At 62.1% G+C, this 16,101-nt stretch carries 11 protein-coding genes; 3 read left to right on the forward strand and 8 right to left on the reverse strand.

Annotation, left to right across the window (positions count from 1 at the left end):
* Positions 1 to 23: 23 nt before the first annotated feature.
* On the reverse strand, positions 24 to 428 hold the full coding sequence (gene rpoZ / locus HJB91_RS21770) for a DNA-directed RNA polymerase subunit omega (RefSeq protein ID WP_011424719.1): 405 nt from the start codon (positions 426 to 428) through the stop codon (positions 24 to 26).
* 298 nt (positions 429 to 726) lie between these two features.
* Here rpoZ and HJB91_RS21775 point away from each other — a divergent pair, with 298 nt between their 5' ends.
* Complete coding sequence (locus HJB91_RS21775; protein WP_003578261.1) at positions 727 to 1,308, forward strand: NYN domain-containing protein; 582 nt, start codon at positions 727 to 729, stop codon at positions 1,306 to 1,308.
* 38 nt (positions 1,309 to 1,346) lie between these two features.
* Here HJB91_RS21775 and smpB read toward each other — a convergent pair whose 3' ends face one another.
* Together smpB and dapA are read right to left on the reverse strand one after the other, a co-directional pair.
* Positions 1,347 to 1,826 carry an SsrA-binding protein SmpB gene (gene smpB, locus HJB91_RS21780; protein WP_210628490.1) on the reverse strand — a complete coding sequence of 160 codons (480 nt, stop codon included), beginning with the start codon at positions 1,824 to 1,826 and terminating at the stop codon, positions 1,347 to 1,349.
* Between the two features lie 97 nt (positions 1,827 to 1,923).
* Positions 1,924 to 2,808 carry a 4-hydroxy-tetrahydrodipicolinate synthase gene (gene dapA, locus HJB91_RS21785; protein WP_085859039.1) on the reverse strand — a complete coding sequence of 295 codons (885 nt, stop codon included), beginning with the start codon at positions 2,806 to 2,808 and terminating at the stop codon, positions 1,924 to 1,926.
* A 213-nt stretch (positions 2,809 to 3,021) separates the two neighbouring features.
* Between dapA and HJB91_RS21790 the strand changes: the two genes are divergently transcribed.
* Both HJB91_RS21790 and HJB91_RS21795 read left to right on the forward strand, forming a co-directional pair.
* Positions 3,022 to 5,097, forward strand: a complete 2,076-nt coding sequence (locus HJB91_RS21790) for a lytic transglycosylase domain-containing protein (protein WP_221155873.1) — start codon at positions 3,022 to 3,024, stop codon at positions 5,095 to 5,097.
* A 63-nt stretch (positions 5,098 to 5,160) separates the two neighbouring features.
* Positions 5,161 to 6,057, forward strand: coding sequence for an alpha/beta fold hydrolase (locus HJB91_RS21795; RefSeq protein WP_221155874.1), 897 nt, complete (start codon positions 5,161 to 5,163; stop codon positions 6,055 to 6,057).
* Positions 6,058 to 6,167: 110 nt separating this feature from the next.
* On the opposite strand, the gene HJB91_RS21800 is transcribed toward HJB91_RS21795, so the two are convergent.
* The 5 genes from HJB91_RS21800 to HJB91_RS21820 all read right to left on the reverse strand — a co-directional run bounded on the left by HJB91_RS21800 (position 6,168) and on the right by HJB91_RS21820 (position 15,964).
* Positions 6,168 to 7,631: an HlyD family type I secretion periplasmic adaptor subunit gene (locus HJB91_RS21800; RefSeq protein ID WP_221155875.1), complete on the reverse strand. Its 1,464-nt coding sequence runs from the start codon at positions 7,629 to 7,631 to the stop codon at positions 6,168 to 6,170.
* Entirely contained in the window at positions 7,628 to 9,772 is a 2,145-nt protein-coding gene (locus HJB91_RS21805) for a peptidase domain-containing ABC transporter (RefSeq protein WP_221147324.1), read from the reverse strand. Before HJB91_RS21805 ends, HJB91_RS21800 begins: the two co-directional genes overlap by 4 nt.
* Before the next feature lie 41 nt (positions 9,773 to 9,813).
* Positions 9,814 to 10,119 (reverse strand): hypothetical protein, encoded by a 306-nt coding sequence (locus HJB91_RS21810; RefSeq protein ID WP_210628495.1) that lies wholly within the window; start codon positions 10,117 to 10,119, stop codon positions 9,814 to 9,816.
* A gap of 73 nt (positions 10,120 to 10,192) precedes the next feature.
* Positions 10,193 to 11,425, reverse strand: coding sequence for a GTP-binding protein (locus HJB91_RS21815; protein WP_210628496.1), 1,233 nt, complete (start codon positions 11,423 to 11,425; stop codon positions 10,193 to 10,195).
* Between the two features lie 18 nt (positions 11,426 to 11,443).
* The gene (locus HJB91_RS21820) at positions 11,444 to 15,964 is read right to left on the reverse strand and encodes a DUF4082 domain-containing protein (protein ID WP_221155876.1); all 4,521 of its coding nucleotides are present in this window, start codon (positions 15,962 to 15,964) and stop codon (positions 11,444 to 11,446) included.
* Between the last annotated feature and the right edge of the window lie 137 nt (positions 15,965 to 16,101).

The following is a 16,101-nucleotide window of genomic DNA, read 5'->3' on the forward strand; positions in this document are numbered from 1 at the left end:
CGGATCAGATCCGGTCGAGACGCTTAATAATCGTCGCTCTTTTCCGGCGGCACGAGGCCCTCGATACCGGCAAGCAGCTCTTCTTCCGACATCTGGTCGAAAGTGATCGTCTCCGGCAGGTCATCCTGCTCCTCGCTGTCGGCGGCAGCAGCGCCGCCGGCGGCGATCATGCTGGCCGGATCGGGCTCGGGCTCGTCGACTTCGACATGCTTCTGCAGCGAATGGATCAGATCTTCCTTGAGGTCATCGGGCGAAAGCGTCTCGTCGGCGATTTCGCGCAGCGCCACGACAGGATTCTTGTCGTTGTCGCGATCGATGGTGATCGAGGCACCCTGGGAAATCAGCCGGGCGCGGTGGCTGGCGAGCAGAACCAGCTCGAAGCGGTTCTCTACCTTGTCAATGCAATCTTCAACTGTGACACGGGCCATTGCCTGTCCTTTACGGTCGTCATTTCGGGATTAGCACGCCCGATACAATTAAAACCGGGCAAATACAAGTTTTTCGTTCCGGCTCCCCTCGTCTTTATCCGGTGCCGAGCTAAATTTCCATGGAGAATGTGACAATTCCACCAAAGGTTGCTTGGAATATGCGGAACCGTGCCCTAAATCTCTCTTATATGAACAGATGGTAAAGTAAGCATCAGATCAAAAATCACAATAAGCCATTGTATTTATTGAAATTTGATGCCCTGCGAATTTCGATTTCTCTCATTGGAATTGGTAAACGATGTTTGACCCACGCGAAAAAATTGCACTCTTTATTGACGGCGCCAACCTCTACGCTGCATCCAAGAGCCTAGGTTTCGACATAGATTACCGCAAGCTCTTGAAGGCATTCCAGAAACGCGGCTACCTCCTGCGCGCCTACTATTATACGGCTTTGATCGAGGACCAGGAATATTCATCGATCCGTCCTCTGATCGACTGGCTCGACTACAACGGCTACAAAGTCGTCACCAAGCCTGCCAAGGAATTCACCGACTCCATGGGCCGGCGGAAGATCAAGGGCAACATGGACATCGAACTTGCGATCGACGCCATGGAACAGTCCGAAACCGTCGACCATCTCGTCATCTTCTCCGGCGATGGCGATTTCACGAACCTCGTCGAGGCGCTGCAGCGCAGAGGCCGCAAGGTCTCGGTGATCTCGACCATGGCGACGCAGCCGCCGATGATCGCCGACGACCTGCGGCGGCAGGCCGATCATTTCATCGATCTCTTGTCGCTGAAGGCTGAGATCGGTCGCGATCCCGCGGAGCGGGCGCCGCGCCCGGCCGAAGTCGCCCCGGCCAGCGATTTCGAGGACTGATCGAAAACGCCGCGAGCCGATCGGCTGCGGCGTGATGGTCAGCCGTTTTCCTTCAATAAGCGGCTCTTCTGCCGGTTCCAATCGCGCTCCTTCTCGGATTCGCGCTTATCGTGCAATTTCTTGCCCTTGGCGAGTGCCAGCTCCATCTTCGCCCGACCCCGATCGTTGAAATAAATCTTGAGCGGGACCAGCGTCATGCCTTCGCGGTTGACGGCGGAACGCAGACGATGGATTTCACGGCCCGACAGAAGCAGCTTGCGGCGCCGGCGCGGTTCGTGATTGAAGCGGTTCGCCTGCAGATATTCCGGCAGGTAGGAGTTGATCAGCCAGATCTCGCCATCCTCGTCCGACGCATAGGATTCTGCGATATTGGCTTTGCCTTCGCGCAGCGACTTCACCTCCGTGCCCTTCAGCACGAGACCTGCCTCATAAGTATCGATGATCTCGTAGTTGAAGCGGGCCTTGCGGTTTTCGGCCACGACCTTGTTCACCACGCGCTGGCTGCCTTTTGGGGCCATGACGATATTTCCTTCGAGGTTGCGCGAAAAGTCGCGCCCTCATTGCTTGCCCTTTATGTAAGGGAACGATCCGGCCTTGTGAAGACGACCGGTCCCCTCAGTTCAGCAAGCCTGCATGACGCATGGCGGCGTCGATCGCTGCTTCGGTTGCCGGCTCCAGCGTTGAAAGCAGCGGCGAGCGGACATTGCGGCTCATCCGGCCGAGCTTGGAGAGGCCGTATTTGGCGCCGCAGAGACCGGGCTCAAGGAAGATCGCCTTGTGCAGCGGCATCAGCCGGTCCTGATATTCCAGCGCGCGGGCGTATTCGCCGGCCAGCGTCGCGGCCTGAAAATCCGCGCAGAGGCGCGGGGCGACATTGGCCGTCACCGAGATGCAGCCGACGCCGCCATGAGCGTTGAAACCCAGCGCCGTCGCGTCCTCGCCGGACAATTGCCGGAAGTCCTTGCCGCAGGTGATGCGCTGCTCGGAGACACGCTCGATCTTGCCCGTTGCGTCCTTGACGCCGACGATATTGCTGTGCGCCTTGGCGAGAGCACCCATCGTCTCCGGCGTCATGTCGATAACCGAACGGCCGGGGATATTGTAGATATAGATCGGCAGGGCGACGGCCTCGGCAATCGCGGAAAAATGGGCAATCAGACCCTTCTGTGTCGGCTTGTTGTAATAGGGCGTGACGACGAGCACGGCGTCGGCGCCGACCTTTTCGGCATGCTGGGCGAGTTCGACGGCCTCACGCGTATTGTTCGAACCGGCGCCGGCCATGACCGGAACGCGTTTTGCCGCCACTTCGATGCAGAGTTCCACGACCCGCTTGTGCTCGGCATGCGACAGCGTCGGCGATTCGCCAGTCGTGCCGACCGGAACGAGACCGCTGCTGCCTTCCTTGATCTGCCAGTCGACATGGGCGGCGAAGCTCGCTTCGTCGATCAGTCCGGCATCGGTGAAGGGGGTGACGAGGGCGGGAATGGACCCGTTGAACATGCAAAGCTCCTCACGACCAAATCCTTGCTTCGGCCGCATTCCATGAATATTTTGCGCACCATAGAGCGCCGAAATCATCGCGACAAGCGCGGAGAGTTCGGTTTAGGGCAAATTCCGATAGCAGATGTGAATGAATTTTACCTGGTACGGTAAGGTTTCGTTAAGATGCCTCCAGCCAAATGGGCAGGGCGTGTTTTCGTTGCGAGATCCCGGATGAAGAAAGCTGTGCTGATTCTGACCGCCTTCGGCTTTGCTGCCGCCGCGTGGGGCAGCCTCGCGTCGCCGCTTCCCGGCGAAAGCATTCCGACGCCTGAGGTCAAGCCGATCGGCTTCGTTCCCGAGACATCGATTCCGGAAGCGCTGACAACCGGCGCCATCCCCCGCAATCCGGCCGTCGCGCCGGTCGCCAATGACTTGAAAACCGGCCTCGATGCGCTTTCCGCCAGGAATCCGCAACTGGCCCTCTCGATCCGCGACAGCCTGCGCGAGGGCACGCTCGACCGCCATATCCTCACCTGGGCGATCGCCGTCTCCGGCTTGAAGGGCGTTCCCTCCTATGAAATTGCCCGTGCCGCGCAGGAGCTCAAGGGATGGCCAGGCCTTTCAAGGCTGCGCGCCTATTCCGAACGAGCGCTCTACGACGAAAACCCCGCCCCGTCAGCGGTGCTCGCCGCCTTCGGCGATACCGCGCCGGAAACGATGCAGGGCGCCGTCATTCTCGGGCGGGCGCTGACTGCGTCAGGCAAGCAGGCGCAGGCGGCAAAATATATCCGCAAGGTCTGGCGCACCGAGGCTCTCGACAAGGCGAGTGAAGACAAGATCCTCCTCGAGTTTTCCGCCCTGCTGACGCCAGCCGATCACAAGGCGCGGATGGACTATCTGATGTATCGTGGCAGGGTGGCGCAGGCCAAGCGCTTCGGCGACATGGGCGAGGCGCAGTCCCTCTACAAGGCCTGGGCCGCCGTCGACGCCAAAGCCGCCAATGCCGGCGCGCTGCTCAATAGCGTCGAGCCGAAATGGCGTGGCGATGCCGGCCTGCTATTCGCGCGCATCGAATATCTGCGCAAGCAGGACAAATATACCGAAGCGGCGGCGCTTCTGGAGAAGATGCCGCGTGAACCGGGCGAACTCGTCAATTCCGGAGAATGGTGGAACGAGCAGCGGATCGTCAGCCGCGGCCTCGTCGATCAGGGACAATTCAAGCCTGCCTACCGCATCGTCGCAAGCTCCGCGGCAACCAGCCCGACTGATATCGTCGAGGCCGAGTTCCATGCCGGATGGTATGCGCTGCGCGGGCTGCAGGACCCGACAACGGCAGAAAAGCATTTCCGCAAGATTCTGGTGACTTCGAACGGTCCCATCTCGGTGTCGCGCGCCTGGTATTGGCTCGGGCGGGCCGCCGAGGCCGGCGGCCCCGGCAACTCCGGCGAATTCTATGGCAAGGCCGCGAATTTTCCCGGCACCTTCTATGGGCAGCTCGCGGCCGAAAGGCTTGGACGCAAGACGCTCAACGTCAGCTATCCCACCCCGAGCGCAGCAGACCGCCAGAGTTTCCAGGCGCGCGAGGCCGTGCAGGCAATCGCCCGGCTTGAGGCAGCCGGACATGGATGGCGGGCCGACATCCTCTATCTCGCGCTCGCCGATCAGCTGCAAAGTCCCGGTGAACTGGCGATCCTTGCGGCGCAGGCCGAGCAATCAGGCAATCATCATCTGTCGCTGCAGGTCGGCAAGATCGCCTATGGCCGCGGCATCGATGTCGCCGCGCTCGCCTTTCCCGTCGGCGTGATCCCGCCGAATGCCAATATCTCCGGCTCCGGCAAGGCCCTCGCCTATGCGATTGCCCGGCAGGAGAGCGCCTTCAATCCGGCCGCCGTTTCGGCGGCGAATGCACGCGGCCTGCTGCAGCTTCTGCCCGGCACGGCCCAGGCGGTGGCCAAGCGCCACAACATCACCTTTTCGAAGGACAAGCTGACTGCCGATGCCGGTTATAATGCGACGCTCGGCGCGCATTATCTCGGCGAGCAGATCGAAGCCTTCGGCGGCTCCTACATCCTCACCTTCATCGCCTATAATGCCGGACCGAAGCGGGTGCCGGAATGGATCGGACGCTACGGCGATCCACGCGGCAGGCCGATCGACGAGATCGTCGACTGGATCGAGCGCATCCCCTTTCCCGAGACGCGTAACTACGTGCAGCGGGTGATGGAGAATTATGAAGTCTACAAGGCCCGCCTTGGCCAGTCGACGGATATCGAGCGCGACCTGATCGGCGGACGCAGCGCCTCCTGAACCGTTTGGCGCGCCTTGAAAAGCAGGCTACACCTTCCGGATCAGACAGGTCTCGAGGTTGCGATGCCGAACGTGGATGCAGGCGGTTTCCAGGAACGATTTTACTCTTCCTCCGATGGACTGAGGCTTTATGCCCGCGACTACCGGCCCGAGGAGGCGGCAGCCGCCGAACGGCTGCCGGTGATCTGCCTGCCCGGCCTGAGCCGAAATGCCCGGGACTTTCATCCGCTTGCGCTGCTTCTCAGCCGCGACAGAACCGGCCCGCGCAGGGTGATCGCGCTCGATTCGCGCGGCCGCGGAAATTCTGCATGGGATGAGAACAAGGCCAATTACAATCTCGCCGTCGAGACCGGCGACATCATTGCCGCCTGCGCGGCATTCGGCATCGAACGGGCGGTTTTCATCGGCACGTCGCGTGGCGGCCTGATCCTGCATTTGATCGCGGCGACACGCCCGGATCTTCTCGAAGCCGTCATCCTCAACGACATCGGGCCTGTGATCGAAGCTGAAGGGCTGGCGCTGATCCGAGATTACCTCAACGGCGGCAGGAGACCGGCGGACTGGACCGAGGCGGCCGAACTATTGAGGGAAAATCATGGTGCCTCGTTTACCGCGCTTGGAGAGCAAGACTGGCGCGAGATGGCGCTTGCCCTTTATCGCGACGTTGGCGGAAGGCCAGTCGCCGACTTCGATCCTGCGATCGCAGAGGCATTGAGAGCCATCGATTTCAGCCAGCCGCTGCCCGATCTCCGGGCACAGTTCGAAAGCCTGAGCCGCCTTCCGCTGATGTTGATCCGTGGCGAAAATTCACCGCTGCTTTCGCAGGAAACCGCGAGCGAAATGGCCCTACTGCATCCCGGATTGATCCTTCATAGCGCCGAAGGGCAAGGACATGCGCCCCTCCTTCATCTCGGCAATATCCCTGCAGCAATTCGCGATTTTCTCGCAACCTGCCGGTAGGTCGATTAATCGGAACGGAAATTCGGCTCCCGCTGATACCCGAGCTTTTCGGGCGGCTGCCTGAAATCCTGGCGCACGCCGTCCCCCGGCGTGTGTAGGAGGCGGCTTTCTCAGTTCGGTTCCCGGATGGCATCATCCAGGCCGCGCAGCAGCGGGTAGAGGAAATAGGAGATCACCGTCCTGTTGCCGACCTTGATCTCTGTGGAGACGGTCATGCCCGGCAGCAGTGTGACCGGCACGTCCGAGGCGTTCAGTCTCGTGTCGGCAAGCAGGATGCGAGCCTTGAAGAAGGGCGCGGCCGGCTGGCTCGGGGTGGCGGTCTGTTCCTGCTGCTGGCCGGTCATAAACGTGTCCTGGCTGATGGTGCGAACTTCGCCCGACGCGGTGCCGTATTTCTGGAAAGGATAGGCGTCCAGCTTGATGCGAGCCTCCTTACCCACGGCGATGCGGCCGATGTCGCGGGTGTTGATCGAGACTTCCGCTTCGAGCGGCACGTTGATCGGCACCAGCGTGACGATCGGTTCGGCTTCGCGCACGACCGAGCCGATAGAGCGCTGGGCGAGATCGAGCACGACGGCGTCGGCAGGTGCTGTCAGCGACACCATGTTGCGGCGCAGCTCCATCTTCTTCAGTTCCTCGTCGGCCATGTCACGCTGGCCGCGCAGCTCCACCAGCTGTTCCATCGCGGCGCGGCGGAAATCCTCGATGAAGGCCTGGCGGTCGGCTTTCAGCTTGGCAAAGGCATGCGCCGCCTCGTCGGCTTTGCCGCGCACGGCGGTCAGATCGGACTCGACGTCGAGGCGGGCGTCGCGCGAGCCGAGCATGGTGATCAGCGAGCCGCTCTGCTTGTCGTAGAGCCGCGTGCGGGCGCCTTCGATCTGCGAGAGCGTGTCGCGCCTGTCGATGAGCACGGCCTCCTGGTTCTTGGCCGCGGCAAGCGCTGCCGACTGGCCGGCGATCTGCTGCTCGAAATTCTGCAGCTGCGCCGTATAGAAGGCGCGCCGCTGGCCGAAGAGCTGCACCTGCAGCATCTCGTCGGGCGTCGTTCCCGCGATCATCGTGTAGTCGTCTCCGGCTAATTCCGCCTCGATGCGCTTCACCTGGGCGTCGAGTGCCGAGAACTTCGCCTGCTGCTGGTCGACATCGGCCTGACTGAAGGTGGCGTCGAGAGTTGCGAGCGTCTGGCCGGCATGCACCACCTCGCCGGCCTTCACATCGATCGTGCGGATGATCGAGGTTTCGAGCGGCTGGACGACGATGGTCGGCTGGGTGGTGACGAGCTTGCCGGGCGCAATCACCACCTCATCGATATCAGAGACGGAGGCCCAGATGATGATCGCAGCAATCAGCGCCGTCACACAATAGAGCGTCATGCGCGCAACGCGCGGCGGAGCACGTTCCTCGAGCTCGACGGCGTCGGACTGGAATTCGGCAATTGCTGGCGGCAGGGGCGGGCGAGCGACGAGCTGCCCGCCCCTGCCTGGCGGCCCCTTGTCTGAAGGGCCATGGTCTGAGGCACCCTTGTCTGATGGAATTGGCAGGTTCTCGCTGGATTTTCTGACACGCGCGTTCATGCGACCTGCCTCATTTGCTGTGCCCACAGGTGGCGATAGGTCATGCAGCGCGACACCAGCTGATCGTGCCGGCCGATATCGGCGACCTTGCCGCGATCGATGACGAGAATGGCATCGGCATCCACAAGCGTCGAAAGCCGGTGCGAGACGATGACGACGGTGCGCCCGGCAGCGATACGCCTCAGATTCTCGCGGATGATCGCCTCGCTGTCGGGGTCGAGCGCGCTCGTCGCCTCATCGAAGATCAGGAGCTTCGGATCGGTGATCAGCGCGCGCGCAATGGCGAGCCGCTGCTTCTGGCCGCCGGAGAGGTTGGCGGCATTTTCCTCCAGCATCGTATCGAAGCCGCGCGGCAGCCGCTCGATGAACTCTTCCGCGCCGGCGATGCGTGCGACCTCCATGATTTCCTCGATACTGGCATCCGGCTTGGCGGCGGCGATATTGTCGCGCACCGTGCCGCGAAACAGGAAATTATCCTGCAGCACGACGCCGATGCTGGTTCTGAGATGCACGAGGTCGATTTCGCGGCTGTCATAGCCATCCATGCGCACCAGCCCTTCCTGGCTCTGGTAGAGGCCCTGAATCAGCCGGGTGATGGTCGTCTTGCCCGACCCGCTCTTGCCGACGACGCCGAAGACCGAGCCCGCCGGAATGGCGAAGGACACATTGTCGAGCGCAGGCGCCGCATCGGGAGCATAGCGGAAGGTGACCCTGTCGAATTCGATGCGGCCATGCAGATGCGGTCGCACGCCTCGGCCGCGGCCGGCCTGCTCCGGCCGCTGGTTCATGATCTCGCCGAGCATGCGCACCGAAAGCGCTACTTCCTGATATTCGTGGACCATGGTGACGATCTGCACCAGCGGCCCCGAGACGCGGCCGGCGAGCATGTTGAAGGCAACAAGCGCGCCGATCGTCATCGCGCCGCTGAAGACATCGAGCGCGCCGAGGCCGATAATCGCCACGCTCATCAGCTTTTCCAGAAGCCCGGTCATCGACTGGGCGATGGTGGAGATTTTTTCGACCCGGAAACGCACTGAGATCGACTGCGCCGAATAATCGTCCCACACCTTGCGCTGGCGCGGCTCCAGTGCCAGCGACTTGACGGTGCGCATGCCGTGCACGGTTTCCACCAAGAGGGCCTGCCGGTCGCCTTCGGCCTGGTAAAGCGCCTGCAGGCGGCGCTGGAACGGCCCGACGAGCATCATCACCACCAGCCCGACGAGGGCTGCGAAGCCGAGCACCACGAGCGTCAGCTTGACGCTGTAGAGAAGCAGGATCGGCACGAAGACGAAGAGCGATACGCCGTCGAGAAGCGTCAGGAACAACCGGCCGGTCAGGAATTCGCGGATGCGTCCCGTCTGCTGCATATGCTTGACGAGAACGCCCGCCGAGGCCTGCTCGAAGAGCGCGATCGGCAGGTTGAGCAGATGGCCGAAGGTGCGCGTCGCCACCCGGATGTCGATCCTGTTGGTGGCATAGAGCAGCAGATAACGGCGCAGGAAACTGAAGGTCGCATCGAAAACGAGCGCGACCGCGATACCGACGGTCAGGACCGTCAGCGTCGCATAGCTCTGATGCACGAGCACCTTGTCGATAACGAGCTGGAAGAACATTGGTGTCGTCAGCCCCAGCCCGTAGAGCACGAAGGCTGCAAGCGCCACATCGCGGAAGAAGCTGCGCTGCCGGATGATTTCGGGGACGAACCAGCGGAAGCCGAAGGGCCGGTCCTCATCCGACATGCGATAGTTGCGCTTCAGCAGCACCACCGATCCGAGCCAGGCCTTGGCGAATTGCTCCTCGCTCAGCAGCATGACTTCGGGACGGGTGGCGAGCGGGTCGAGAACGCGGATCCGCTCATCCTCGCCCTCCCCGAGAGCGCCGGCGATGACCACCCAGTTGCCGTTCGAAAGTTCGGCAAGCACCGGGAAAGCCTCGCCGAGCTGGAACATGCCTCGCCAGTCGAGCGTCAGATGCCTGGCCCTCAGGCCGGCATCCTTGGCCATCCGGAGCATTTGCCGCACGGCCACCGGATCGTTGCCGACGGCATAGTCGTGTTGCAGTCGCTCAGGCGAAAGATCGACGCCGTGATGACGCGCGACGAGCGCAAGACAATGCAGATTGGTATGCAGAAAACCACTCATGGCCCACCCGAAACACTACGAGACCGAGGCTTTGCCTGTTGTCAGTTGAAATTCGGCGACGCGTTTGAAGCACCCTGCGCCGGCTGGATATCGGTGGCGGCGGCAGCCGACATCTCCCCGATGCGACGAACCGCACCCGCCTCGACCAAACCGCCAAGCGCCTTCTGCATGAGGTCGACCGCATTGGCGAAGGCATCGACAGGCATGATGATGCGCTGGCGGAAAACCGGCTTCGGATTGTTGTTGGCGTCACGATCGGTGGCCGAGAGCGACATCAGGTCGATGCGCACGATCGTTCCCGTGACGGTGATTTCGCCGATACCGTCTGCATAAAGTTCGCTGCTCATTGTTCTCTCCTCTGGTTGATAATCAAAACCTGTTCACCTTTGAGTCGACGCATCGGATTATCCGAAAACCGCTTCACATTTTTCGGTTCGATGCGTGCGTGTCGTGCCGCCATGGCGGAAACGGATCGCGAAGACCGACGGCGGTCTGGGGATCGAAACCCCTCTCCTCGCCAGTCAGGCATTCGTCGAGAGCAATGCGGATGGCGCTCTCATCGAAGCCGGAGCCGATGAAGACCAGTTCCTGGCGGCGGTCGCCCCAGACATCGTCCCAATGCCGGTCGAGCAACTGGCGGAATTGCGGATGGCGCGGCCAGTGCGCGCGCGGCACCGAGGCCCACCAGAAACCCCTGGTACCGATGCGGCATTGGGTGCCGGCGATCGACAGCAGGCCGATCTCGTCCGGTCGGGTCGCCAGCCAGAAATGACCTTTTGCCCTGATGATGCCGGGCAATGGCTGCTCCAGCATGCGGCCCAGCCGTGCCGGATCGAAAGGCCGGCGGCTGCGATAGACGAAGCTTGTTATGCCGTATTCCTCGGTCTCCGGCACATGATCGCCCCAGCCGTAAAGCTCCTTGTGCCAGAGCGGATGGCGCGCGGCCCTGACCTCGCTGAAGAGCCCGGTATCCATGATTGCGCCAAGCGGCACCTGGCCAAAGACCGCCTCGATGACACGGGCATCCGGATTGAGCGCCGCGACGACCCGGCGAACTTCCGCGAGCATTGCGGGCGGCACGTCGCCTGCCTTGTTGATGATGACGACGTCGGCAAATTCGATCTGTTCGACGAGGAGTTCGACGAGCTTGCGCTCGTCGTCTCCATCACGGCTCTGGCCGCGATCGCTCAGAAACTCCGCACTGGCATAATCGGCGAGAAGATTGACCGCGTCGATGACGGAAACCATCGTGTCGAGCCGTGCGACATCGCAGAGTGCTGCTCCACTCTCGTCACGGAAGGAGAAGGTCGCTGCTATCGGCAGGGGCTCAGCGATACCCGTACCCTCGATCAGCAGATAGTCGAAACGGCCGGCGGCGGCGAGGCGGCGGACCTCGCTCAGGAGATCGTCGCGCAATGTGCAACAGATGCAGCCGTTGGTGAGCTCGACCAGGGTTTCGTCCGTCCTAGAGAGGTTGGCGCCGCCGTCACGGACGAGATCGGCATCGATATTCACCTCGCTCATGTCGTTGACGATCACGGCGATCCGGCGTCCCTCGCGATTGTTCAGGACATGATTGAGGACAGTCGTCTTGCCGGCGCCGAGAAACCCCGCCAGGACCATCACCGGAAGTCGATTGTCTGCACCCGTCATCGATACCCCCGCTCGCCTTTACGCCGCGAGCTGCGGTTTGAACGCCACGTCCACATAGTAGTTTGTGCTGTTGTAACTGCTGGTCGGGAACAACCCGCTCGATCCATAAGCGTAGAGACCGTTGTCACCGCTGAGCGCCCTGAGGTCGCCGCTCGTCTTCTCGGTGCTGAAGTAATTGCCCGTCGCCGAGTAATTGCCGTTCGTGCTGTAGGAAACGACATAGGCCGTATCCGCTTCGACCGCGACCTGCTGGGTGAGCGTGGCAGTCTGCCAGCCGCTTGCCGTTTCGTTGCTGAAGGTGATGCTGGCAAGCAGCGTGCCCGAGGCGGTCCAGAGATAACCGTTATGCGGGCCTATATTGTCGGCGCCCTTGTAGAAGCGGAGGCCCGTGACCCAGCCTGCCGTGTCTGCCTGAAATTTCATGCCGAGATTGACCGGCTGATTGTCGTTCACGGAGACGACTGCGGGCGTTTCATTGGCACTGAAGACGTTCTGCTCGCTTGCCTGGGAGTTGACGGCAAGCGAAACCTGGGCGGATGCCGTGCCGCCCTGACCGTCGGCGATGGAATAGCTGAAGCTTGCCGGCCCGGTATATCCTGCCGTCGGCGTGAAGGTGACGGTCTGCGTCTGGCTGTCGTAGGACACCGAACCGTTGACAGCGCCGCTGACGCCGGTGATGACAAGCGGGTCGCCATCGGCGTCGCTGTCATTTGCGAGCAGGTTTGCAGCGGCGATCGACAGAGCCGTATTGGTATAGGTCGTATAGCCGTTGTCATTGGCGGCGACCGGCACCGTATTGCCCGCCGACTGGTTGAAGACGACGTCGACCCAGTAATTCGTCGACTGGTAGCTTGACGTCGGGAAGGTCGAGCCCGATCCGACCGCGTAGACGCCATTGCTGCCTGCAAGCGCCGTCAGCGAGCCGTTGGTATGCGCCGCGTTGAAATAGTTCGAGGTCGCCACATAGGTGCCGGTCGTGTGGTGGGAGGCGACATAGGTCGCACCCGCCGTGATCTGCAGCGGAGTGGCGAAGTTCGCGGTCTGCCAGCCGGAAAGCGACTCGTTGGTGAAGGTGACCGTGGCGACGAGCATGCCATCGGCCCTCCAGATGGAGCCGGTGTGCACACTGGTATCGCCGGCAGCCTTGTAATAGCGGATGCCCGAGATCGTGCCGTTTGAGGAAGCGACGAACTTCATTCCGAGTTCCATCGCCGTATTGTCGTTGAAGCTGCCGCCGCTGGGTCCCTCACTCGCCGTAAACAGTGTCTCGCCGGCCGAACCAGTCTGAACGGTCAGGCTGACATTGCCCTGATCCGTGCCGCCGCGCCCGTCCGACAGCGCATAGGTGAAGCTCGCCGGGCCTGAGTAATCGTTGGCCGCCGTGAAAGTGATGGCGCCGGTCTGCTTGTTGAGAGCGACCGTGCCGTTGACGGCATTGCCGACGGCGGTGATGGTCATCGCATCGCCATTGGGATCGGTATCGTTTGCCAGGAGTGCGGCAATGGAGATGACAAGCGTTCCGTTGTGGCCGATGATCAGCCCGCTGTCGTCGGTCGCGACCGGCTGGCTGTTGGGGCCGGCATCGAAGACCACGTCCACCCAGTAATTGGTACCGCCGGGGTTCTGGCCGGGGAATGTGCCGGCAGTGGTCCCGTAGGCGTAGACGCCGCCTCCATCGACGGCCTTCAGCGCGCCGCTGGCATAGGGCTCGCTGAAATAATTGGCAGTCATCGAGTAGTAGCCGTTGCTGTGATAGGAGGCCACATAGGTCGTGCCGGCCGCAATCTGGATCGGGCTGGAGAACATCACCGTCTGCCAGCCAGAGAGCGATTCACCTGTCGATACGCCGGTCGCCAGCAGCGTCCCGGTGCTGCTCCAGAGGCTGACGACATGTTCGCCGATATTGTAGAAGTCCTTGTAGAAGCGGATCCCCTCCACCGAGCCTGCCGTCGTCGCCTGGAAGCGCAGGCCGAGCTCGACGGAATCGCGATCGACCGCCGTCTCGGTCGCGGGCTTTTCGGCCAGTGTCCAGAGGCCCTGCGTGCCCGGCAGCGTAACGGTGACCTGCTTGCCGGCCGATGGCGCCTCCAGATTGACGCTGTCGTCGACGGCGCGTGACAAGATCGTATAGGTGCCGCTCGCCTGGACGACCCAGTTATAGGTCCAGCTCTCGCGGCCCGTGGCCTTGAACCAGTGCTGGCCGCCGTCGGTGGAAACCTCGACGCCGGCAATGATGCCGCCGCCGAAATCCTGCGCCGTTCCAGTGATCGTCACGTGCTGCCCTTCGAGGAAGCTTGCGCCAACGATGGGCGAGGTAATCGACGAGGTGGGCTTCAGCGTATCGGTCGATTGGGTCGCGAGGATCAGGCTCGCATCGAGCGTCGTCGGCTGGATGCCCATGTCCGCGAACATGTTGACCATCGCCTGCTGCACGTTGCGATCGGTTGGCGTTGCCGGCCCCTGATGCTGATCATTCAGCCCCCAGGACCAGAAGACGGTGCCGGCGCCGAAGACGAGCGCGCCACTTGCCGCCCGGTACATGGTCAGGCTGTGGGTCGCCACCGCATCGCCGATCGTGGAACCGTAATCGCGGAGGTAGGTGTTCACCGCGACCGAGGAGAGCGACAGGTCGATCAGTCCAGCCGGACGGAATCCGTTCTCGACATCGGAATCCCATTCGTAGCCGAGCAGGTTCTGCACCAGATTGTAGGTTTCACCCTCCTGAAGCTCTGCCACATCGGTATTGCGCCAGAAGCGAAGGTTCGAATAGTCGTAGGGGATGGAGATCGTATCCTGGCGGTAGCTGTCCACCTGGAACATCGTGCCCGTCAGCGAATTCTCCGGCTCCTGCCCCGGATCGGCATAACGCGGATCGCGCCAGGTGCCGGTGCCGACATTGCTCGGGTCCGTGCTCGTGCCGTAGGTCTCCTTGTAGCAGACCATGGTGCGGTAGGCCTGGCCGCTGCCGTCGATGCTGCTTTCCCACCGGACTTTCCAATAAACCTCGTTGCCGCTCCAGAAGGCGAGGTTCACGCCGGCATCGCGCGCGGCCTCCACATTGGTGCGCTGCTCGGCCGACCAGTATTCGTCGTGGCCGACGGACAGAAAGGCATCATGGTTCAGCAGGAGGCTGCCACTGCGTGTAGCATCGACGCCGGAAATATAGGAAACGTCATAGCCGTTCTGCTCCAGCCACTGGATAGCGGAATGCTCGACGCCGAAGACGAAATCGTGCGAGCCGCCGACCGGGCTCGTATTGGTGATGATCGGCCTGTTATAGCTGACTGCAGAGGCGCGGCCGATGGCGGTCAGACCGCAGCTGCAGTTCGGCGGCAGGTAGCCGATCATATCGGCCGGATCGACGGGGACCTCGCCATAATAGAGGCTGGCGCCGCCCCAGGCATTATAGGCCTGCCAGGTCGTGTCCGAGGTCTGGAAGACGATGTTGCTGTGCGAGGAGTCGTCGCGCACGACGAAGGGAATGATGCTGGCATCCTCGGTGCCATCCTCGCGCACCAGCTTGGCAAAATAGACGCCCGAGACGGCGTCGGTGGGGATCTGCCAGCTGGCGGACACTGACCAGTTGCCGCAGTCGATGAGACCGAGCGACATATCGACGATCGGATGCGGCTGGATCTGCGCCGTCGTCAACTGCTGCTCGATCGAGTCGACCTTGCGCGCACCAGCCCCGCCGTAATAACCCATTCGGTAGATATCGATGCGGTAATGCGTGGAATCGGTGGCGATCTTGAAATCGACGGTCTGGCCGATATTCGTGCTGATTTCAGTGGCGAAGCCCTGGATGGTGCCGTTGCCGTCGCCCTCCAGACCCCACTCGCTGATCGGGTTGCCCTGCTTCAGGTTTTCGAGTGCGATCCTGTTGAGCGTGACCGCAGCCGGAGCGACCGCCGGTGCGGCCAGCGCTGAAACCGCGCTCGTGTCGGCCGGAGCGTCCTGGCTCGGCTCCACCGAGAGGGATGCTATCGAGGCCTGAAGGCGCAACGAAGTCGTGTCGAGACTGCTGGAATAAGTGACCGGCACAGCCGTCGTGGCGCTTCCGGTGTCGGCATCGCTGGTAATGCCCGTCAGCTCAGGCGCGGCAGGCAGCGTCGCAGCCTCTTCGTACGGATCCGGGGCAAGCACGGTGTCTTGCGATATCGAGGAAGGCGTCTGGAAGACCGTCGCAGCCGACGCCGTCTTCGTGGAGCTGTCTTGTGCCCCGCCATCTGCCTCAGGCGCCGGTATGGCCATCGACGAGGCAGGGGACGATTGCATATCGCCGGATGACATCAGCGAAGCTGTGACTGTGCCGGTGAAAGAGGATTGGACGGTTGCGCTGCCTTGATTGGCAAAGCCGGAAGAACCCTGGGTGCTCGAAGACACTACGGTTGGAGTTCCAAGCAGCGCGGCCCGGCCGGTGATAGCATGAGTGACGCATGGCGTGCCGCCGGCAGCAGTCAGATATTTGCGATTCCGCACATGAAATCTCAGCAAGAGCGGCGTCCCCGTTTCCCGTCGACCAGCATTGGATGACTTCATCCTGCCAGCTTTCGAAACGGAACGTACGACAGCAATCTGGGGTATGTGGGTGGTACCTCCATACGCCCATATGATGATCCTCGCCGCGCACCCGACCGACAGGGCTGCGACGCTGCGGAGAGCGCTCGGCTGGGCGC

It is taken from the genome of Rhizobium sp. NLR10b (genome assembly GCF_019685435.1).
Classification (GTDB): domain Bacteria; phylum Pseudomonadota; class Alphaproteobacteria; order Rhizobiales; family Rhizobiaceae; genus Rhizobium.